At 60.8% G+C, this 20,213-nt stretch carries 21 protein-coding genes; 20 read left to right on the forward strand and 1 reads right to left on the reverse strand.

Annotated elements, in window-relative coordinates:
* Positions 1-2: 2 nt before the first annotated feature.
* The 20 genes from motC (at position 3) to folD (ending at position 19,026) form a co-directional block, all read left to right on the forward strand.
* Positions 3-1,298: a chemotaxis protein MotC gene (motC, locus tag ACD590_RS01985; RefSeq protein WP_130715630.1), complete on the forward strand. Its 1,296-nt coding sequence runs from the start codon at positions 3-5 to the stop codon at positions 1,296-1,298.
* Positions 1,295-2,728, forward strand: coding sequence for a flagellar hook-length control protein FliK (locus tag ACD590_RS01990; protein ID WP_439002032.1), 1,434 nt, complete (start codon positions 1,295-1,297; stop codon positions 2,726-2,728). Before motC ends, ACD590_RS01990 begins: the two co-directional genes overlap by 4 nt.
* Entirely contained in the window at positions 2,676-3,233 is a 558-nt protein-coding gene (locus ACD590_RS01995) for a transglycosylase SLT domain-containing protein (RefSeq protein WP_018244826.1), read from the forward strand. The genes ACD590_RS01990 and ACD590_RS01995 overlap by 53 nt, the downstream gene beginning before the upstream one ends.
* A 280-nt stretch (positions 3,234-3,513) precedes the next feature.
* Positions 3,514-4,185 (forward strand): transcriptional activator Rem, encoded by a 672-nt coding sequence (rem, locus tag ACD590_RS02000; RefSeq protein WP_003545558.1) that lies wholly within the window; start codon positions 3,514-3,516, stop codon positions 4,183-4,185.
* A 126-nt stretch (positions 4,186-4,311) separates the two neighbouring features.
* Positions 4,312-5,616, forward strand: coding sequence for a flagellar hook protein FlgE (locus ACD590_RS02005; protein ID WP_439002033.1), 1,305 nt, complete (start codon positions 4,312-4,314; stop codon positions 5,614-5,616).
* 19 nt (positions 5,617-5,635) lie between these two features.
* Positions 5,636-7,123 carry a flagellar hook-associated protein FlgK gene (gene flgK, locus ACD590_RS02010; RefSeq protein WP_018244828.1) on the forward strand — a complete coding sequence of 496 codons (1,488 nt, stop codon included), beginning with the start codon at positions 5,636-5,638 and terminating at the stop codon, positions 7,121-7,123.
* A 3-nt stretch (positions 7,124-7,126) separates the two neighbouring features.
* Entirely contained in the window at positions 7,127-8,173 is a 1,047-nt protein-coding gene (locus ACD590_RS02015) for a flagellar hook-associated family protein (protein ID WP_130728889.1), read from the forward strand.
* Between the two features lie 34 nt (positions 8,174-8,207).
* Positions 8,208-8,555: a flagellar biosynthesis regulator FlaF gene (flaF, locus tag ACD590_RS02020; RefSeq protein WP_003545562.1), complete on the forward strand. Its 348-nt coding sequence runs from the start codon at positions 8,208-8,210 to the stop codon at positions 8,553-8,555.
* Positions 8,552-9,001 carry a flagellar biosynthesis repressor FlbT gene (gene flbT / locus ACD590_RS02025; protein WP_018244830.1) on the forward strand — a complete coding sequence of 150 codons (450 nt, stop codon included), beginning with the start codon at positions 8,552-8,554 and terminating at the stop codon, positions 8,999-9,001. Before flaF ends, flbT begins: the two co-directional genes overlap by 4 nt.
* Positions 8,992-9,420, forward strand: a complete 429-nt coding sequence (flgD, locus tag ACD590_RS02030) for a flagellar hook assembly protein FlgD (protein WP_439002034.1) — start codon at positions 8,992-8,994, stop codon at positions 9,418-9,420. Before flbT ends, flgD begins: the two co-directional genes overlap by 10 nt.
* A 105-nt stretch (positions 9,421-9,525) precedes the next feature.
* Positions 9,526-9,792 (forward strand): flagellar biosynthesis protein FliQ, encoded by a 267-nt coding sequence (gene fliQ, locus ACD590_RS02035; RefSeq protein WP_017967052.1) that lies wholly within the window; start codon positions 9,526-9,528, stop codon positions 9,790-9,792.
* A gap of 215 nt (positions 9,793-10,007) precedes the next feature.
* Complete coding sequence (gene flhA, locus ACD590_RS02040) at positions 10,008-12,095, forward strand: flagellar biosynthesis protein FlhA (protein ID WP_018445802.1); 2,088 nt, start codon at positions 10,008-10,010, stop codon at positions 12,093-12,095.
* Positions 12,092-12,844 (forward strand): flagellar biosynthetic protein FliR, encoded by a 753-nt coding sequence (fliR, locus tag ACD590_RS02045; RefSeq protein WP_018244833.1) that lies wholly within the window; start codon positions 12,092-12,094, stop codon positions 12,842-12,844. The genes flhA and fliR overlap by 4 nt, the downstream gene beginning before the upstream one ends.
* Before the next feature lie 7 nt (positions 12,845-12,851).
* Positions 12,852-13,265 carry a hypothetical protein gene (locus ACD590_RS02050; RefSeq protein ID WP_018244834.1) on the forward strand — a complete coding sequence of 138 codons (414 nt, stop codon included), beginning with the start codon at positions 12,852-12,854 and terminating at the stop codon, positions 13,263-13,265.
* 32 nt (positions 13,266-13,297) lie between these two features.
* Positions 13,298-13,861 carry a rod-binding protein gene (locus ACD590_RS02055; RefSeq protein WP_018244835.1) on the forward strand — a complete coding sequence of 188 codons (564 nt, stop codon included), beginning with the start codon at positions 13,298-13,300 and terminating at the stop codon, positions 13,859-13,861.
* Positions 13,862-13,985: 124 nt separating this feature from the next.
* Positions 13,986-14,351 (forward strand): hypothetical protein, encoded by a 366-nt coding sequence (locus ACD590_RS02060; protein WP_003556590.1) that lies wholly within the window; start codon positions 13,986-13,988, stop codon positions 14,349-14,351.
* Positions 14,351-14,890: a hypothetical protein gene (locus ACD590_RS02065; RefSeq protein WP_112905977.1), complete on the forward strand. Its 540-nt coding sequence runs from the start codon at positions 14,351-14,353 to the stop codon at positions 14,888-14,890. The genes ACD590_RS02060 and ACD590_RS02065 overlap by 1 nt, the downstream gene beginning before the upstream one ends.
* Positions 14,891-15,180: 290 nt before the next feature.
* Positions 15,181-16,020, forward strand: a complete 840-nt coding sequence (locus ACD590_RS02070) for a WecB/TagA/CpsF family glycosyltransferase (protein WP_018445798.1) — start codon at positions 15,181-15,183, stop codon at positions 16,018-16,020.
* A gap of 219 nt (positions 16,021-16,239) precedes the next feature.
* Entirely contained in the window at positions 16,240-18,006 is a 1,767-nt protein-coding gene (locus ACD590_RS02075) for a succinoglycan biosynthesis protein exop (protein ID WP_439002035.1), read from the forward strand.
* A 120-nt stretch (positions 18,007-18,126) separates the two neighbouring features.
* Entirely contained in the window at positions 18,127-19,026 is a 900-nt protein-coding gene (folD, locus tag ACD590_RS02080) for a bifunctional methylenetetrahydrofolate dehydrogenase/methenyltetrahydrofolate cyclohydrolase FolD (protein WP_222284317.1), read from the forward strand.
* Between the two features lie 16 nt (positions 19,027-19,042).
* Here the strand turns inward: folD and ACD590_RS02085 are convergent, their stop codons facing one another.
* Positions 19,043-20,068 (reverse strand): LacI family DNA-binding transcriptional regulator, encoded by a 1,026-nt coding sequence (locus ACD590_RS02085; protein ID WP_018072597.1) that lies wholly within the window; start codon positions 20,066-20,068, stop codon positions 19,043-19,045.
* Positions 20,069-20,213: the final 145 nt, after the last annotated feature.

Consider the following 20,213-nt stretch of genomic DNA (forward strand, 5'->3'; position numbering starts at 1 on the left):
GAATGGCGCGTCGGCAGCATCGCTACGTCGGATTTGTGGCCCTTGGCCTGGCGATGCTTTCGCCGGCAGCAGGCAATGCACAGGATCCGGATGATCTCGCGCCGTACAAGATGCTGCGGTCGCTGCAATTCGTGCAGGATTCCGTCGTCAGCGGCGATCATTCGGCCGGCGAGATGCAGCGCTTCATGCTGGGCACGATCGACGAGCGGTTGCGCACTGTCGATCCTTCGACGTTCGACGACGACCGCAATGTCGACGCAGCGCTGATCTACGCGATGAGCGGCGGCAATCCCCAGACGCTCGAATATCTGATCGCCCACGACGTCAACGGCTATTTCGACAACCGCGTCACCGATGTGCTGCGCAAATATCTGAGCGGCAAGGGGCTGCTTGTCGCCAAGACGCTGGAGGAGACGGCCAGGGAATATCGCGACAAGAAGATCGGCCCCTATCTTGCGCTGATCGGCGGCAACGTGCTGATCGCGACGAAACCGACAGACGCGCTGGATCTCTACGACCAGGCGCGTCTTGCAGCACCCGGTACGATCGTCGAGGAAGCGGCGTTGCGCCGCTCCGTAGCCATCTGCGTCGACAAGGGCATACTCGACAAGGGAATGGCCTATTCGCAGCGTTATGTCAGACGCTTCCTGCATTCGCCCTATGCCAGCCAGTTCGCCGATCTTTTCGTCACGCTCGTCGTCGGCCACGATCACGACGTGAAACCGCAGGACGTCATCGATATCCTCTCCTTCATGGACGCTCCGCGCCAGCGCGAGGTCTATCTGCGCATCGCCCGCGCCGCCGCGATATCAGGCAAGCCGGAGCTGGCGCGCATGGCGGTCGGACGTGTGCAATCGCTTGGCGCCGACACCGAAAATGCCTTCGGTCCGCTCGCGGATTTCTATGGCGGCATGGCCGGCCTTCCCACAGAGGATATCGACCGGGCGGCGAAGAATGTCAGCGGCATCGACGGTAATACACTTTCGCCGCGGGATCAGGCGCTGCAGGAGGCCGCACGATCCGTTGCCGAGCAGATCCTGCGCGCTCCCGACCCGGCAAGCTTGACGCAAGCCTCCAACCCTAACACTGATCATCAAGAAATCACTTCTGAAAAGGCTGTGGCTATAGCCACGCAATCGGAAGCGCCAGGCGCGCTTCCCGAGCCTGTTCCGGGAGGCGTGGCATCGACTGGCCAGAGCCAGGATACCGACCCCTCATTCAACGCATTTGTGACGACCAATCGATCCAAGCTCGACGAGATCGACGGTCTTCTGGCGCAGGAAGGCAACGAACAATGATGGATATGAGCGTCTCGGGCGGAGCCCCCGGTGCGGAGTCCGCCGCGATTGCGAAATCTGCGCGACCGGCCGGAAAAGACGATGCCGCCGGCCAAAAGAACGGCTTCTCCGACGCGCTGGCCAAGGCGAGCAGCGGTACCGCCAATGATGAGCCCGACGATGCGCAGCCGGATCAGGGCGTGGTTGCCGATGGAAGCGCCGACAACGTGGCGCAGACGATCCGCGGCCGCAGCAGCGCAAAGCCATTGATCGATCTTAGCGACGCCGCGCTGAAGGCGCAGGCTGATGTTCAGCCGGCAACGATCGCCAGTGTCGACAAGGTCGCGGCAAAACCCGCAAAGCCTGAGGTCAAAGTGCCGGCCGATCTCGGCTTGGGCAAGCTCGATCCGAAGGACCGTTCCGCAGATGAGGTCGCTCCGGCCGCCAAGGGCGCCAAGCACGCCAAGGGCGACGCATTGGAAACCGAGACGGACAAGACCAGCGATGGCGATGACGGCGGCATTTCGGATGTTCTCGGCTTGCTGAAGCAGGAACCTGCCGATGGTGCAGTGACTTTGCCGGCGGCGGTAGCCGCGCATCACGTCTCCGCCAAGGTCGATGAGGCTGGAACGGCCGACAAGAAGCTCGACGCCAAGATGGGCGGCCATGCGTCCGACGCCCTGGCGGCGGTCAGCAGCAACATCGAGAGCGGCAAGGCGGATGACATCAAGGTTCCCGGAGCGGAGAATGCCGAAGCCGCCGATGGCAAGACATTCAGGATCAGCCGCGCCGATGGCCGCGGCGTGTCGATGGATGTTCACATCGGCACCGATCAGGCCGGAGCGAAGGATGGCTCGAAGAAAGCCGATGTCGAAAACGTTTCGGTGCTGGAATCGCGCCGCTATATCGGCCTGATGCAGAATTCGAATTCCGCCGCCGTGACCGCAGCTCTCTCGGGGGATTCCGAATGGGCGCGCGCCATGGAGCCGAGCTCGGCGCTCTCCAACGCAGCGGAATGGACGAGCACCGGCAAGGTGGTCAATACGCTGAAGATCCAGATGAACCCGCTCGACCTCGGTCTGGTGACGGCCACCATGCGGCTGTCCGGCGACGCACTGAACGTCGACCTTAAGGTCGAAACCGGGGCGGCTTACCGTCAAATGAAGGAGGATCACGGCAAGATTCTCGAAGCTCTGCGCAGCCAGGGCTACGCGGTCGAAAACGTCACCATCAGCATGGCGCCGGTCGAGCGTTCCGACGCCGGCAACCAGGCGGGCAGCCAGGCCTCCCAGCAGCAGCCGCTCACCCAGCAGGGGCAGGGCGGCGAGGCGCGCGAGCGCCACAATCAGACGGCACAGCGGACGGACGGAGGCTTCAATGGCGCAGGCGAGACGGGTATTGAAGACGCTCGTGCTGGCGGTAGCAGCGGCACTGGCGGCGTTTACCTCTGAGGCAGCCGCTTCTACCGGCGCCTGCGAGCGCGAGATCCAGTCGGCAGCGGCCAAGTATGGCATCCCGGAAGGCATCCTCTATTCGGTCGGCCTGACGGAAACCGGCCGCAAGGGCTCGCTCTATCCCTATGCCATGAACGTCGAAGGCAAAGCGATCTTTCCGCCCTCGGAGCAGGACGCGTTGAGGCAGTTCGATGTCGCCCGCAACAGCGGCGCGAAGCTCATCGATATCGGCTGCATGCAGATCAACCATTACTTTCACGGCGAGAATTTCCGCTCCGCCGAGGAGATGTTCGACCCGCATCGCAACGTGGAATATGCTGCGAAATTCCTCCGCAACCTGCATGACCGTCATGAGACATGGACGATGGCGGTAGCTAGATACCATGCCGGCCCCAACAACAATCCGGCACAGAAGCAATATGTCTGCCGCGTCATCGCCAATCTGGTCGCCACGGGCTACGGCAAGTGGACTCCCAATGCGAGTAACTTTTGTCAAAATTGATTCAACCAAAGATAGAAGAGGCGTATTGTGACGAAACTGTGTCACAATGTGGCAGGAATCCGGCGTGAATCCTGTGCGCAAGCCATAATTAACGGACCGTTAACTTTTCCACGAAATTTTGGTGTGCATAAATAAGTGCACCCACTAGATATAGATCAAATCGCTACCCAGATCTTAATCAATTATTAGTTTCTGCCATTAACTTTAACGAGTTGTCGCCGATTCGTGCGATTCGTACCCATAGATCATCGAAGTGCCACACTGATTCGGAGGCGGACGAATGATCGTAGTGGTTGATGAGCGTGAGCTCGTGAAAGATGGATACACATCTCTGTTTGGTCGTGAGGGCATTCCCTCCACCGGCTTTGATCCAGCGGAATTCGGCGAGTGGGTACAGACCGCCGCCGATTCCGATATAGCTGCAGTCGAGGCCTTCCTGATCGGTCAGGGCCAGCGCAACTTCGAACTACCCCGGGCGATCCGGGATCGGTCGATGGCGCCGGTGATTGCGGTCAGCGACCAGCACTCGCTCGAAAACACCCTTGCGCTGTTCGACTGCGGCGTGGACGACGTGGTGCGCAAACCGGTGCATCCCCGCGAGATCCTCGCTAGGGCGGCTGCGATCCGACGCCGGCTGAAGGCAATCACCAATTACACAGAGATCGGCGGGATCCGCGTCTTCTCGGATGGCCGTGACCCCGAGATCAACGGCGAAGTCTTCGCGCTTCCCCGGCGCGAGCGCCGCATCCTTGAATATTTGATCGCCAATCGCGGTCGCCGGGTCACCAAGACCCAGATTTTCAACGCCATCTACGGCATCTTCGATGAAGAGGTCGAGGAGAATGTCGTCGAAAGCCATATCTCGAAGCTGCGCAAGAAGCTGCGCAAAAAGCTCGGCGTCGATCCGGTCGATTCCAAGCGCTTCCTTGGCTACTGCATTGATTGGGCCTGATTTTCTCGGCCGGGCGGCGGCGCCCGGCTGAACCTTAAACTTGGCCTCGCGCCTCGCCATGACAGACAGCTTCACGCAAGGCCCGACAAATACTCTCGTGCATAACAGGTAAAACGAGGTTTTCAGATGAGCATTTTCGGCAGCATGAAGACGGCAGTATCGGGGATGAACGCGCAGGCCAACCGCTTGAGCACGGTCGCCGACAATATCGCCAACGTTAACACGACCGGTTACAAGTCCGTGTCGACGAGCTTCTCGTCGCTGGTTCTGCCTTCCTCGGGCGGAAACTACAATTCCGGCGGCGTTCAGTCCTCGGTCCGCCAGTCTGTCTCCGACCAGGGCGATATTTCCTACACCACCTCGGGCACCGATCTTGCGATCTCGGGCGATGGCTTCTTCATCGTTCAGGGTGCGGATGGCACGCCGGTTCTGACCCGCGCCGGTGACTTCACCAAGGACGACGAAGGCAATCTCGTCAATGCCGCCGGCTTCATGCTGATGGGCTATTCCTACGACGCCGGCTCTCCTGCTGTTGTCGTCAACGGCTTCGATGGCCTCGTTCCTGTCAACGTCAACCAGGAAGGGCTGACCGCCATCGCCTCGACATCCGGGATCTTCAAGGGCAATCTCGATTCCGGCGCCAATGTCGTTGCGGCCGCTGCGACGCGGCCGAGCGCCAACCCCGCCACGCCGACAGCCGACACCAAGAAGTTCTCCATGGTCGCCTACGACACACTCGGCAACAAGGTGATGTACGACTTCTACTTCACCAAGACCTCGGTCGCGGCGACGCCGCCGCCGGCACCTCCCGCCGTTAACAGCAGCTGGGAAGTTGCGATCTTCCGCAACGCCAATGCGGCAACGGGTGGCACGAGCTCCTTTCCGTACAGCGCAGGCGGCGCCGTTGGCACAACCACGCTCGATTTCGACGCCACCGGCAAAATAACCAACTCGACGGGCACCGTTAACATCGCCGATACGGTGACCGGTCAGACCATCAATATGGATCTCTCCGGCTTCACGCAGCTCGGCGCTGCCTTTGCCGGCACGGGTACGCCGAACGGCCAGGCTGCAAGCCCGGTCAAGGACGTCACGATTGATGGCGACGGCATCGTCTACGCCAAGTACGAGGATGGCACTAACAAGCCGCTCTACCGTATCCCGCTCGCCAACGTCGCCAGCCCGGACAAGCTGACGCTCCAGAGCGGCAACGTCTACAGCGCCAACGGTCAGTCCGGCGTCACCGTCACCGGCTTCCCGCAGACCAACGGTCTTGGCACCATCAAGTCAGGCGCCCTTGAAGGCTCGAACGTCGACCTCGCCGGCGAACTGACCGAGATGATCGAATCGCAGCGCAGCTATACCGCCAATTCCAAGGTCTTCCAGACGGGGTCCGACATTATGGACGTCCTCGTCAACCTCAAGAGATAAGCAAGGTACCGGGTAAGCCATGTCGCTCACATCCGCACTTAATACCGCACAGAGCATATTCAACAATACAGGCACGCAGAGCAGTGTCGTATCGAACAATATCTCGAATGCGGGCAACAAAGATTACGTGCGCCGGCAGGCGATGCTCACCACGTCCTTGAACGGTGCCCAGGTCGTCAAGATCGACCGGGCGCAGGAAGATGCGCTGCTGCGCCAGTACCTGAAGACATCCTCTCAGGACAGCGCCCAGCAGGCATTGCTCGGCGGTCTCGAGGACCTCAAGTCGATCATGGGTGGCAACGACTACGAAACGTCGCCATCCACCTATCTCGGCGTTTTCCAGCAAAAGCTTCAGGCCTTCCGCACGGCGCCGGGTAGCACCGTCGCCGCCCAGGGCGCCATCACCGCCGCCCAGGACGTCGCCAACTCGCTGAACAATGCCTCGCAATCCGTTCAGGACGTTCGCGCCACCGCCGACAAGCAGATCGCCACCGACGTCGACAAGCTGAATTCGCTCCTCAGCGACTTCGAGAAGGCCAACAACGCGGTGAAGACCGCCACGGCCTCGGGTGCGGATGCATCCGGCGCCCTCGACGAGCGTGAGAAGGCTCTCAAGCAGATTTCGCAGATCGTCGGCGTCAACGCAACGACGCGCGACAACAACGACATGGTGCTGAGCACGTCTGACGGGACGATCCTCTTCGAGACGGTTCCGCGCAAGGTGACGTTCAAGTCTCAGGATATCTATACCGCGACCATCACAGGCAATTCGGTTTATGTCGACGGTGTGGCCCTTCCGCGCGGTAGCGGGTCGACGACGACGGGGCAGGGGAGCCTTCAATCGCTCCTGCAGGTCCGTGACGAGATCGCTCCCAACTTCCAGAAGCAACTCGATGAAATCGCCCGCGGCCTGGTCTCGCTCTTCAAGGAGCAGAGCACGTCGGGCACGCCGGCCTATGTGCCCGGTCTCTTCACCTGGAGCGGCGGCACGGTCGATACCGGCAGCGCTGCGGTTGCCGGCATGGCGTCGACCATCAGCGTCAGCAGCACCGTCATCACCTCGCAGGGCGGCGATCCGATGCGCTTGCGCGATGGCGGTGTCAACGCCAACGGCGTCGTCAACAACCCTACCCACCTCAGCGGCTATACGACGGACCTCGATCGTCTCTATACCGCCTTGGGCTCCGACATCGATTTCGATCCGGCGGCGGGACCGGCGGTCGGCTTCGACGCCACGACCGGCATCGATTCAAACGTCAGCATCATGGAATACGCCACGAATTCCCTCGGCTGGCTCGAGCAGTACCGCAGCAACGCGACGACGGCTGCGGAAAACACCTCGGCGGCGCTGTCGCGCTCCGACGAAGCCTATTCCAATGAGACCGGCGTCAACCTCGACGAGGAGCTGACGCTGCTCCTTGACATAGAGCAGTCCTACAAGGCGGCGACCAAGATCCTGAACGCCGTTGACGAAATGTTGAAGTCATTGCTGGATATTGCGAGTTAAGCCATGAAGAGCTCATTTATTTCAAGTTCGGCCATTCAGAACGCGATGCGGTTGACGATCCGTCAGGCGCAGAACCAGATGACGAAAGCAACGATGGAGGCGACGACGGGAGTCTATGCGGATATCGGTGTCTCGCTCGGCGGCAACGCCGCCAGGAGCGTCGACTTCAGCCGCGAGGTCGACAGGATAGCCTCGATCAAATCAAGCAATTCGCTCGTCAACGCACGCATGGAATCATCGCAGCTCGGCCTTTCCAAGATGAAGGACGTCGGCGACGGCCTCGTTTCGAAGCTTACGGCGCTCCAGGGCAGCCACGATCCCGGCAGCATCACCGTCGCCATCCAGTCCGCCACCAGCGCCCTGTCCACCATGATGGACACTGCCAATACCATGGTGAACGGCGAATATCTGTTCTCGGGCATTAACACCGACGTGCAGCCGCTGACCGACAAGACGACAGGGACGAGCGCAGCGATCGTCACGCAGTTGAACACTTATGCAACGGGCCTCGGCAAGGCGGTTAGTGATCTCACCGGCGCCGAAATGAGCACCTTCATCACCACGACGGTAGAGCCGATGTTCAGCGAGACCGCCTGGACCGACCCGACGACCGGCTGGTCGCAGGCATCGAGCCAGAACATGACGAGCCGCATCAGCAACTCGGAAGTGATCGAATCCTCGACCAACGCCAATTCCGAAGGCATGCGCTACTTCGCGCTCGCCTCGGTGATGACCTCGGCGCTGTTGGGCCAGAACCTCAGCAGCGATGCGATGAGCACGGTGTCCAAGCAGGCGATCAGCTATACGACGAAGGCGACCAGCGGCCTTGTAACGCAGGCAAGCCAGCTCGGCCTTTCCCAGGAGCGCGTCAAGAAGTCCAACGACGCTCTCGACGCCCAGTCGAACATCATCAAGAACAAGCTGGTCGATCTCCAGGGTGTCGATCCCTACGAAGCCTCGACCCTCGTCAAGACTTTGGAAACGCAGCTTGAAACCGCTTACACGATCGTCTCGAAGATCCAGCAGTTGAGTCTTGTAAACTACCTTTGATGAGCAAAGGCGCGCAATAAAGAAGGATGCATGAATGTATCAGTTCTCATATGCCGAAGTCATGCAGGACTCGGTGGCCGACGCGAAAGAGCGGGAATGGCAGGTTCTTGACCGGTCCATAGACCTGCTGTCGTTGGCGCGCGAAAAGGAAAAATACGGCCGCGAAGCCATTGAAGCCCTGTTTTATACACGCCGGGTGTGGATCAGCTTCATCGAGGATCTGAAACATCCCGACAACCAGCTGGAGATCGAGCTCAGGGCCAACCTCATCTCGATCGCGATCTGGATATTGAAGGAATGTGACAGGATCAGAAAACGTCAGTCCAATAACTACCAGGGCATCATCGACGTTACCACCATCATCAGGGATGGACTTAAATGAAAAGTACACTTCGCATTTCTCTGAAAGCCGGAGAAAGAATCTTCATCAACGGCGCCGTCCTGCGCGTCGACCGCAAGGTCGCGCTGGAATTCCTGAATGATGTGACGTTCCTTCTCGAAAACCACGTCCTCCAACCGGAGGGCGCCACGACGCCGCTGCGTCAGCTCTATTTCATTGCGCAGATGATCCTCATCAACCCTGAGGGCAAGGACCACTCGACGGCGATGTTCCGCAAGTCGATCACCATGCTGCTCTCCTGCTTCAAGAACGAGGAGATCCTCGCCGAACTGAAGCGCATTGATGCGCTCGTCTCGACGGGCCGCGCCTTCGATGCGCTCAAGGCGATCCGTGGCCTCTACACGATCGAAGACAGTATTCTCAACAACCACGAAATGCCGCCGACAATGGTCGAGCAGATTCGCAGGGAGATTGCACCATGGCGGTAGATGCCACATCAAGCGTGAGCACGACGGGCACTTCGAACTCGACGAGCTCGGCTCAGCAGAAGGCAACGCTGAATTACGACAATTTCCTTCAGCTGCTCATCGCGCAGATGAAGAACCAGGATCCGACGGATCCGGTCGACGCCAGCGAGCAGATGTCGCAGCTGGCGAGCTTCTCGCAGGTCGAACAGACGATCCAGACCAACACCAAACTGGACACGCTGCTCGCAAGCTCGAGCCTCACCCAGGCCAGCAGCTACGTCGGCAAATACATGGAAAGCGCCGACGGCACCGTTAAAGGCACCGTCGAATCCGTCAAGGTTTATTCCGACGGAATCATAGCGACGACCACGGCTGGCGGTAATATACTGGTGCAGGCGGGAATCACTGTTGCCGACAAGGCTCCTAGCAGCGATACCTGATACGACAGCGCCGCGCGCCTTAGCGGCCCATGCGTCGAGTGATACCAACCAATGGTGGTCCGGCCGCGGCGGGGCTGCTTCAAGGCGATATGAGGTTGCCTTCGGATGAATGAAGCTGATGCATTGGATCTGTTCCAGGCGGCGATCTGGACCGTCCTGATTGCCGCGGGTCCCGCCGTCATCGTCGCGATGGCAGTGGGTCTCATCATTGCCTTGATCCAGGCGCTGACCCAGGTGCAGGAAGCGACGCTGACCTTCGTGCCGAAGATCGTCGCCGTGCTGATCACGGTCGGCGTCACCGCACCTTTCGCCGGCTCGCAGATCTCCATTTTCACCAATCTGGTCTTCTCGCGCATCCAGTCCGGCTTCTAGGGCAATTCCAGCAAAAGTGCGCAGCGGTTTTGTCAGGCAAAGCGCGAAGTGCTTTTGCCGGGGATTGCGTAGAAACAAAAGGTTAGAGCGGTTCTACACTTCCATGAAAAGCTGAACCGCTCTGAGCCACCTTCGCGCAAGCTTCGCCGTTTAACTCTCGATCCGAATTGGGCGGGCCGCATGTCCGCCTCCTCTCATGAAGAGACGGAATCGTCATGGCGCAACCACCTGCACTCCCCCTTCCAAAAGTCGCCCCGAGCCTGCGCGATGTCGGTTTTGCCCTTGGCATCATCGGCATCATTTGCATTCTCTTCCTGCCGATTCCGCCGTTCCTGATCGATATGGGACTGGCCTTCTCGATCGCCTTCTCGGTGCTGATCCTGATGGTCTCGCTGTGGATCCAGAAACCACTCGATTTCTCGTCTTTCCCGACCATTCTGCTGATCGCGACGATGACCCGGCTGGCGCTGAACATCGCGACGACACGCGTCATCCTGTCCCACGGCAATGAAGGCCACGAAGCAGCGGGCGGCGTCATCGCCGGTTTCGCAAGCCTAGTGATGTCCGGCGACTTCGTCATCGGTCTGATCGTCTTCCTGATCCTCATCACCATCAACTTCATCGTCATCACCAAGGGCGCCACGCGTATCGCCGAAGTCGGCGCGCGTTTCACCCTGGATGCCATCCCCGGCAAGCAGATGTCGATCGACGCCGACCTTTCGGCCGGCATCATCGACGAAAAGGAAGCCCAGCGCCGGCGCAAGGAACTCGAGGAAGAAAGCTCCTTCTTCGGTGCGATGGACGGTGCGTCGAAGTTCGTGCGCGGCGATGCCGTCGCCGGCCTCATCATTACCTGCATCAACGTCTTCGGCGGCATCATCATCGGCTACTTCCGCCACGGCATGCCGATCGGCGAAGCGGCCGACGTCTTCGTCAAGCTCTCCGTCGGCGACGGCCTCGTCTCGCAGATGCCGGCCCTGATCGTTTCGCTCGCCGCCGGCCTTCTTGTCTCTCGCGGCGGCACCGTCGGCTCCACCGACCAGGCGGTCGTCAACCAGTTGAGCGGTTATCCCCGCGCGCTTTCCGTCTCGGCCGTGCTGATGTTCGTGCTGGCCCTGATGCCGGGCCTGCCGTTTGTCCCCTTCGTGGTCCTCGGCGGTCTTCTCGCTTTCGGCGCCTGGTTCATCCCGCGTCAGGTCGAAGCTGAAAACAAGCTTCGCCGCGAGCAGGAAGAAAAGAAGGTCGTCCAGAACAAGGAGCTGGAAAAGGATTCGGTCAAGTCGGTGCTGCGCACCTCGGAGATCGAGCTCGCACTCGGCAAGATGGTCTCGACGCGCCTGCTCGGCGCCCACCAGGAGCTCGCCTTCCGTGTCGGCAAGATGCGCAAGAAGTTTGCCACGCAATACGGTTTCGTCGTACCCGAGATCAAGGTGACCGACGATATCGCCATCGCCGAGAAGTCCTACCAGATCCGCATCCACGGCACGACGGTCGCCTCTAACCTGCTACGCGTCGGCGAAGTCCTCGTCGTGACCGGCGCCGGCCGCCGGCCGAGCATTCCCGGCGACGAAATCCGTGAACCCGCTTTCGGTATGCCTGCCGTTTCGATCCTTGAAAACTTCGCCGACGATCTGAAACGCGAGGGCTTCCAGCCGATCGACAACGTCTCCGTCGTGCTGACCCATATGAGCGAGGTCATCCGCAACAACCTGCCGCAGCTTCTGTCCTACAAGGACGTGAAGGTGCTGATCGACCGGCTCGATCCCGAATACAAGAAGCTTGCCGACGAGATCTGCTCGTCGCACATGTCCTATTCGGGCCTGCAGGCGGTGCTCAAGCTGCTGCTTGCCGAGCGCGTCTCGATCCGCAACCTGCATCTCATCCTCGAAGCGGTGGCCGAGCTCGCCCCGCATGTCAGGAAGACCGAGCAGATCGTCGAGCATGTCCGCATCCGCATGGCCCAGCAGCTCTGCGGCGACCTGGCCGACAACGGCGTGCTGCGCGTCCTGCGGCTGGGCAGCAAATGGGATCTGGCTTTCCACCAGGCGCTGAAGCGCGACGCCAAGGGTGAGGTGATCGAATTCGACATCGATCCGCGCAGCCTGGAAGAGTTCAGCGAGCAGGCCACCAAAGTTATCCGTGAGTTCATGGATCGCGGCCTGCCATTCGCCCTTGTCACGTCGCCGGAAACACGCTCCTATGTGCGCATGATCATCGAACGGCTGTTCGCCACGCTCCCGGTCCTGTCGCATGTCGAACTGGCCAAGGGCATCGAGATAAAGATTTTGGGCTCTATTTCATGATAACAGACCCGCAAGGGACCGTTCTCGCGCTGTTTCTGGTTTTCTGCCGGATCGGTGGCTGTGTGCTGGCTCTTCCGGGTTTTTCCTCGGCGCGCGTGCCCGAACAGCTGCGCGTCTTCATCGCCGGCGCGCTCTCGATCGCTGTCATGCCGCTGCTCTGGGACACTGTCTACCCGGCCGTTCACACAAGCTCGGGAACCTATATCGGCCTGATCTTCAGCGAATCGCTGATCGGCGTGATGTACGGCATGCTGGCGAGGATCTACACGATCGGCATGCAGTTCGCCGCGACGATCATCGCGATGATGGTCGGCTACACCCAACCGGGTTCGGCCGACATCCTCGAAGACACGCCGGAGACCAGCCTTTCCGGCTTCATTACCTTTGCCGGCATCATGATTCTCTTCATCATGGATTTCCATCACATCGTCTTCCGCGCGCTGATCGATTCCTACACGACCATGCCTTTCGGCGGCCTGATGCAGATGCGCGCGACGCTGATCTCCTTCACCGACACGCTGGAGCAGACCACCTACATCATGCTGCGGCTGTCGAGCCCGTTTTTGATCTACGGCATGATCTTCAACGTCTCGATCGGTTTCATCAACAAGCTGGCGCCGCAGATCCCGGTCTACTTCATTTCCACGCCCTATCTGCTGATGGGCGGGCTCTTCCTGATCTATTTCTCGATTGCGGCGTTGCTCAGCCAGTTCGGCCAGTCCTTCGGCTCGATCTATATCGGGCGATGAGGCTGATATGATCGAAAAGAAGCGCTCCCAGAAGCTCAAGCGACTGCTCTCGGTGCAGCGGCATATCGAACGAATGGCCGAGAACGACCTGGCCGAAACCAGCCGTCAGCGTGTCGAGGTCAATGCGGCGATGGACGACGTCATCATCGCGCTCGGCTCGATGGACCCCGTCCACCACGCATTCTCGCAGAATTACGCCGACCGATTCGGCAGGCTCAGCATCAAGGACCAGCAGCTGACCGGCATGCAGCAGATCCACGAGATGCGACTGGCGCGCGAGCGCGCCAAGGGCGACCGCTTTGAAGAGGGCATGCAGGAAGCCCTCGACGCCGAGCGCCGCGAGGCCGATGACAACGCCGTCTACGATGTCATCGACCAGCAATTCGCAACGCCAGCCTCCAGCAAGCTTCAAAAACCATAGTCGTTACGATCTTAAATTCAGAGGATTGTAACGTGGCTATTTCGCCCCCCAGTGATCTGGTCCTGGACGTTGTCAAAGCTGCCGACCCCATGGAGGTTCAGGCGGCCCAGGAAAAGTTGAAGGCAAATCGTGCGGCCTTTGCCGCAACGAGTCTCGCCGAGAATGGCAAGGGCTTCTCCAATACGGTCGACGTTCTCGACCATATCGGCCAGAAGAGCGGCCTCGCCAACATCCAGAACCGCACCAAGGCCGAGGAAGTTCCGGAAAGCTACCGGAAGTTCGAGGCCATGGTCCTGCAGAATTTCGTCAAGTCCATGCTGCCGAGCGAAAGCGAAGATGTCTACGGCAAGGGCGCGACCGGCGATATCTGGAAAGGCATGATGGCCGAACAGCTCGGCAACACCATGGCCAAGGGTGACGGCATCGGTATTGCCAAGCAGATGTACAGCGAGCAGTTGCGCCGGCAGGAAGGCAAGATCGTCAATGCCTCGACCGATGACGATGACCGCAACACCGCGCTCAGCATGATCGATGACTTCCAGCGCAAGACTTTTGGCACGCCGACCGCCGAAGCCAAGTCCGATAGAACAGGATGACTTTAGGCCCGTTGGCCTAAAATCTGAATCTCGTTCTCAATTAAATAGTTAGAGCATGATGTCGTCCGAAAACCGCGCACACTTTTCGGCATCATGCTCTAAGCGACGCATAACCGGGGGTACAATGGAAATAGTTTCGAACGAATACAGGATCAAATCCGTTCTCGGACGGCTCGAAATGATCATCGACAATGAGAACACCCGGATCGGCAACGATCCGCAGTTCGATCTCAAGGTCTCCAATGCACATAAGAGCCGCTGCCTCTACGAGCTGTCGATGCTTTTCCGCGACACCGATCCGGCCGAGCTTGCCGCTGCCCATCTCGATCAGCTGCACGGCCTGAAGAAGAAACTGGTTCTCAATGCCCGTCGCGTCGAGGCGCATCTCGAAGCGGTTCGCGCCGTGGCCGACCTCCTGAAGAACGCAGTTCAGGACGCCGATGCCGACGGCACCTATTCCCAGGAACAATTCGCCGCGCGTGGAAACTGATGATCAAGCTCGTCCTCACCGGTGTCTGGGTTTGCGCCATCACCTTGGCATCGGTCTATTTCTCGGTGTACCTGGCGACCGCGCCGGCGCCGGCGGCAACGGATTCCAAGCAGAGCGCGCTCGAATTGGTGAAGGGCGAAACGATCACGGTACCGATCATCGGTAACGGTGCGATCACCGGTTACTTCCTCGGCCGCGTTTCGTTCATGATGAACAAGGACATGCTGAAAGGCGTGACATTGCCGCTGAGCGAGATGACGACGGACGAGCTTTTCAGCCTGCTTGTCGGCAACAAGATGGTCGATATCGCCCACATCAAATCCTTCGATCCGAACGCCTTCCGCGAGGAGATCAAGAAGGGCATGAACGAGCGTTTGGGTGGCGAATACGTCGCCGAAGTGATGCTGGAGCAGCTCGACTATCTCTCCAAGGAAGAGGTCAAGGAAAGCTCCGCCGGTCAGCCGAAGAAGGTGGGCACACCCGTCAAGATCGTCGAGACCGTACCGGCCGGTGAGGCCCCGGCACCAGCGGCCCACTAAGGACCATCACATCATTGACGACAAACGGCGCCTGAGGGCGCCGTTTGTCGTTGGCGCGCGTGGTTAATAAACCACTTATGCGAGCATGGAAATTCAAGGAATTTTCCTAAGGGTTGTTTGAAACCGTCCTGTTATATCAGGTGTCACAGCTTGGCATGCGCCGCTTATCCGGGATCGGAGCGACGCGTCCCGGCGGGACGCGACCGGTCCTTTCGAGACCTCCGGTGCGGAAATATGGGCTTGTTTTCCGGGATGTCGGGCGCATGCAGCACCCTCGGCAGGAGGTAGGAATGAATCTGATTGCAAACTTCGCGGTGCTCGCATCGCGGCGGACGATCTTCGATCTGCCGGTCTGCGATCTCGGCTGGGACGACGCCCTCGTTTTCATCAACGAGCTGGCCTCCATTCCCGTCGGCCAGACCGTGGTTTGTTTCGTCAACGCCCACAACATGCTGACCACGCTGCGCGACGACGAATATTACCGAATCATGTCGCACAATCTGGTGCTGCCGGATGGCATCGGCCTCAACATCGCATCGCAGATCGCCCATGGTTCGCCGTTTCCGGCCAATCTGAACGGCACCGATTTCGTGCCGGCCTTCCTGACTTTCATGGAGGCCCCGCGCCGCATCGGCCTCATCGGCGGCAAGCGTTCGGTCGTCGAGGCGGCGGCGGAAAATTTCCGCAGGCACACGCCCTGGCACGAATTCGTCGTCGTTTCCGACGGTTACTTCGACAAGGTCGATCCCACTGATGTCATCGAGGAGCTCGAGCGCCAGAAGGTCGATATCCTGATCGTCGGCATGGGGACGCCGCTGCAGGAGAAGTGGGTTCACGATCATATTCGCACCGATCATGCGCGTCTGGTGTTGACGGTGGGCGCTCTCTTCGACTTCGTCTCAGGCGCCGTCCCACGCGCGCCGAGGACTGTGCGGATGATGCGCCTGGAATGGGCCTATCGCCTGCTGCAGGAGCCGGCGCGCCTCTGGCGCCGTTACGTCATCGGCATCCCGGTATTCCTCTTCCATGTCCTGCGCTATCGCTTCCGCCGGCGCGAAAGGATCCTCAGCTATCCGGAAGAGCACGGCAGCGCGCTGCAGCCGCAGTCGGATCGCAAGAAGGCGAGCTGACCCACAGCGCCGCGTCTTTTGAGACGCGCAAAGGACGCTGCAGCACTTTAAATTGCGGCATAGTTTTGTCCTCAAATCGTTTCCGATTTAAGGGACTATGCTTAGTTCTTACCCGCTGCGGTTAACCATTTCTTTGCCATGAATGTTTAGAGTGGCTTAATCATCTGCGTCCGTGCGGATGAGCGAACTCGGCCATCATGTGCATGAGATGTGGCGCAAATGTACGATATCAGGGCCAGAAACAGCTTCCAGGATCGCGCAGCCGCAGGGCAGCGCCCCCTTGAGGATTCCTACGGGGCGCCCCGGTCGAGCCGGCCTGATATTGCGCCGCCCGAGACCGAATTGCTGCGCGCCATCGGCCGGGTGCTGGAGGAGCAGCGCGCCAGGGCGGCGCGCACCGCACCGCTGGTCGACCGCATCGAAACCATCCTCGGCAACCGCCTCCGGGCCGCCAACGACGTCGGCCATCCGCTTCTTCAGGAGCCGGCGGGCGATGAAGAGCTGAGCGTTCCGGCCGACGAACCGATGATCTCACCGGAACCGCTGGCCGCGATCCGTGAAGAACCCGCCGAGCCCCGGCCGGTGCCGCGCCGCCGTGTCGGCGGCATTGGTCTTGCGACGATGGTCGCGGCCGCGACGATCATCAGTGCGGGCCTGCCGGCGCTGATGCCGGCCTCGCCGGCCCTCTATCGCGCCGAAACGACGCTTTCCGTGAAGGCGGATGCCGCAAGCCGCGCTGCCTTCACCCAGGCTGCTGCGAAAGGGCTGCTGTCGGCGCGTTCTGTTGCTTCGACGGTCGCCGCCCTGAAACTCGATCATGATCCCGAATTCGCCGGCGCCAGCGCCAATGCGCTCGGCGTCGCGCTCGATCTCCTCTCGGCGACCGGTGCTGCTGCCGATCCGGCCTCGCGCGCCGAGGCGACGCTGAAGCATGCGGTCGAGATACTGCCCGATGCCGCGACAGGCACGATCCTCGTCAGGGTGACGACCGGCGACAGCGGCAAATCCATGCGCATCGCCGCCAAGCTTGCCGAAGCGGTTTCCGCAGCAGACGGCCCCGGCGACGCCGAAACCGATGCCGCCTTGCGCAAAACCTATGACGAGGCCAAGGCGGAGCTTGCCGCCTTCACGGCAAAGAGCGGCGAGGGCAACGTCAAGGTGGCGATTGATCTTCGCCGCCAGATCGACCAGCTCGATGCCGATCTGAAAACGGCCGACCAGAATATTCTTGCCGCCAAGGCGCAGACCGACCGGCTGAAGGCCGCAAAACTTGCCGAGGTGCTCGACGGTTCGTTGCCCTCCGATATGCTCTCGCCGGCGCTGCAGGACTGGCGCGACAAATATGCCGTCGCCAAGACAGCGCTTGCGCAGCTTTCGGCCGAGCTCGGCCCGCGCCATCCGCGCCTCTTGCAGCAGCAGGCCGAAACTGATGGTTTGAAGGAGAATATGGGCAAGGAGCTTGCCCGTCTTGGCCAGACCGCCAACCTCGCCGCCAAGGCCGCCGTCGATGCGCGCAAGGGCCTCAATGACCGCCGCAATACGCTGATCGCCCAGAGCCGGGACACCGGCGTCGATTTGTCACGCCTGACCGAGCTGCGCGAAAAAGCCAATGCCGCGCGCTCGCGCCTCGAAGAGGCGACGTCCGCAGCGGTGGGAGCGGCCGCCGACGGTCGTATCGTTCTCCTGAAGCCGGCACTGGCGACGGCGGTATCGGCAACGGATGGCCGCATCGGCCGCTCGCTGATGGGCGCCGCCGCGGGCCTTGCGGTCGGTCTTGCCGCGGCTTTCATGCTGCGCCTGCGTCGGCCGGTCGCCAATCCCGCAAGGGAGAAAATGCCGGTATCCCGGCCGCAGGCTCCACCGCCGTTGATCCCTGCGCAGGACCCCGCCCAGGTCGACGAGATGGAGATGCTGCGCTCCGAGATCTCCGGCCTGCGCGACCGGCTTCGTGTTCATGCACTCGACGCGCGGCAGCCGCTGCGTTAAACGAACATTTCCTTGCATTTTTGATATTGCGTTGCCGCTTTCCGACAGGATAGGGCGTTAGCGGGCATTTGACGCTCGTCAACTATCCATAGATTGACGCGAAACAGGGCGGAGAGACGCGTGACGACAGTAATCGACGGCAAGAACGTAGCAGCATCGGTCATTCAGACGGTCAAGAGTGCGACGGCGGCGCTGGAAAAGAGCAGCGGCGTCACCACCGGCCTTGCGGTCGTCATCGTTGGCGACGATCCGGCAAGCCACGCCTATGTCGGCTCCAAGAGCCGCATGGCCAAGGAATGCGGCTTCAAATCCGTCCAGCACACGCTGTCGGCCGAAACGAAGCAGGAGGAGCTGGCAGCCCTCGTCGCCACCCTCAATGCCGATCCGTCGATCCACGGCATCCTGGTGCAACTGCCCCTGCCGAAGCCGCTCGACAGCGAGGCGATCATCCAGTCCATTCTGCCGGAAAAGGATGTCGATGGCCTGAGCGTCGTCAATGCCGGCAAGCTCGCCACCGGCGACCTGAAGACCGGACTGGTCTCCTGCACGCCGGCCGGCGCCATGGTTTTCGTCCGCCGCACCCATGGCGAGGATCTCTCCGGCCTCAACGCCGTCGTCATCGGCCGCTCCAACCTGTTCGGCAAGCCGATGGCGCAATTGCTGCTCAACGCCAATGCGACCGTGACGATCGCTCATTCCAGGACCAAGAATCTCGCCGAGGTCTGCCGCAACGCCGATATCCTGGTGGCCGCCGTCGGCCGGCCGGAGATGGTCAGGGCCGATTGGGTCAAATCAGGTGCGACGGTCATCGACGTCGGCATCAACCGGGTGCCCGCCCCCGAAAGAGGCGAGGGTAAGACCCGGCTCGTCGGCGACGTCGCCTTCGAGGAGGTCTCTGCGGTCGCCAGCACCATCACCCCGGTTCCCGGCGGCGTTGGGCCGATGACCATCGCCATGCTGATGGCCAACACCGTCATCGCCGCCCATCGCACGGCAGGGCAGACACCGCCGCAGTTTTGATTAGACCAGAAAGGCTCTAGGCCTGGGGAACAGGACCGGTCGAGGCTCTGACGATCAGCTCGGTCTTCCAGAGCTCCTGGTCGGGGAAGGGGCCGGCCTGCTTGACCGTGCCGATCAGCCGCTGCGCGATGCGAACGCCGGCCGCCCGCAATGACGAGCGTGTCGTCGTCAGCGGCACGGAAAAGCTTTCCGGTTTCAGCAGCGGCAGCACGTCGTCATGGGCGATCAGCGAGATATCCTCGCCGAGCCGTAATCCGGCCTGGTTGACCGCGCGGATCGCGCCGAGCGCCAGCACCGTGCTGGAGCAGAGGATCGCCGTCGGCCGCTCAGGCAATTGCAGGAAGTGTTCCATCGCCAGCAGCCCTTGCTCGTCCGTCATCAGCGCGTGGCTCATGCAACCCTCATCGAGCGCAAGCCCGCGCTCGGCAAGGGCTGATATGACGCCGTTCTTCCTGCGGATGGCGAAATCGAGATGCATCGGTCCGTTCATCAGCGCAAAGCGCGTATGGCCGAGTTGCAGCAAGAGCCGCGTCGCATCGTAGAAGGCCCCTTCATTGTCGATGTCGAGATAGGGATAGTCCGGCTCCGAACCGAAGGAGCGGCCGTGCACGACATAGGGCATCGAGAGTGATTTCAGCATGGCGAGCCGCGGGTCGTGGCCGCGCATATAGGCGACGAACAGGGCATCGACATTGCCGCTGATGGCAAGGCGCCGCAGCGCCGCCACCTCGTCATCCGGGTCGGCCGGCATGATCACGAAGTGGAAATCGTGGCGTACGGCCTCTTCGCCGAGCCCGGCCAGGAATTCACCGAAATGCACGTCGGACTGGTGGCCGGGCGCCGTCGGCATGACGAGGCCGATCGAGCCTGCCTTGCCGGTCGCAAGCCGCTGCGCCGCCTTGTTGGGGCGGTAACCGGTTTCCTTGACAGCCTGGAGCACACGCTCCCGGGTCGCCTCGTTGACCTCGGGATAGCCGTTCAGCGCTCGGCTCACCGTCGTCTGCGACAGCCCCAGCAATTCCGATAGCTGCTTGAGATTCACCTGCTATGCTTCCTCCCGGCCCGCCCGTCCGCCGTCCTGAAAAGGCTTGCCGCCTCCCAGTGGCATCCAAAGCGCTTTCAATTATGTATCATCTGGCGCGCTTGACTCAAGAAAAATCGCTCCATATTTCCCGATAGACGTTGCT

This window comes from Rhizobium sp. 862_C5_N1_2 (assembly GCF_051811205.1).
Classification (GTDB): domain Bacteria; phylum Pseudomonadota; class Alphaproteobacteria; order Rhizobiales; family Rhizobiaceae; genus Rhizobium; species Rhizobium leguminosarum.

Bases quoted from the DNA above. Each gene is read 5' to 3' on its own strand.
- motC (WP_130715630.1), top strand. From the start codon at position 3: ATGGCGCGTCGGCAGCATCGCTACGTCGGATTTGTGGCCCTTGGCCTG.
- ACD590_RS01990 (WP_439002032.1), top strand. From the start codon at position 1,295: ATGATGGATATGAGCGTCTCGGGCGGAGCCCCCGGTGCGGAGTCCGCC.
- rem (WP_003545558.1), top strand. From the start codon at position 3,514: ATGATCGTAGTGGTTGATGAGCGTGAGCTCGTGAAAGATGGATACACA.
- ACD590_RS02005 (WP_439002033.1), top strand. From the start codon at position 4,312: ATGAGCATTTTCGGCAGCATGAAGACGGCAGTATCGGGGATGAACGCG.
- flgK (WP_018244828.1), top strand. From the start codon at position 5,636: ATGTCGCTCACATCCGCACTTAATACCGCACAGAGCATATTCAACAAT.
- ACD590_RS02015 (WP_130728889.1), top strand. From the start codon at position 7,127: ATGAAGAGCTCATTTATTTCAAGTTCGGCCATTCAGAACGCGATGCGG.
- flaF (WP_003545562.1), top strand. From the start codon at position 8,208: ATGTATCAGTTCTCATATGCCGAAGTCATGCAGGACTCGGTGGCCGAC.
- flbT (WP_018244830.1), top strand. From the start codon at position 8,552: ATGAAAAGTACACTTCGCATTTCTCTGAAAGCCGGAGAAAGAATCTTC.
- flgD (WP_439002034.1), top strand. From the start codon at position 8,992: ATGGCGGTAGATGCCACATCAAGCGTGAGCACGACGGGCACTTCGAAC.
- fliQ (WP_017967052.1), top strand. From the start codon at position 9,526: ATGAATGAAGCTGATGCATTGGATCTGTTCCAGGCGGCGATCTGGACC.
- flhA (WP_018445802.1), top strand. From the start codon at position 10,008: ATGGCGCAACCACCTGCACTCCCCCTTCCAAAAGTCGCCCCGAGCCTG.
- fliR (WP_018244833.1), top strand. From the start codon at position 12,092: ATGATAACAGACCCGCAAGGGACCGTTCTCGCGCTGTTTCTGGTTTTC.
- ACD590_RS02050 (WP_018244834.1), top strand. From the start codon at position 12,852: ATGATCGAAAAGAAGCGCTCCCAGAAGCTCAAGCGACTGCTCTCGGTG.
- ACD590_RS02060 (WP_003556590.1), top strand. From the start codon at position 13,986: ATGGAAATAGTTTCGAACGAATACAGGATCAAATCCGTTCTCGGACGG.
- ACD590_RS02065 (WP_112905977.1), top strand. From the start codon at position 14,351: ATGATCAAGCTCGTCCTCACCGGTGTCTGGGTTTGCGCCATCACCTTG.
- ACD590_RS02070 (WP_018445798.1), top strand. From the start codon at position 15,181: ATGAATCTGATTGCAAACTTCGCGGTGCTCGCATCGCGGCGGACGATC.
- ACD590_RS02075 (WP_439002035.1), top strand. From the start codon at position 16,240: ATGTACGATATCAGGGCCAGAAACAGCTTCCAGGATCGCGCAGCCGCA.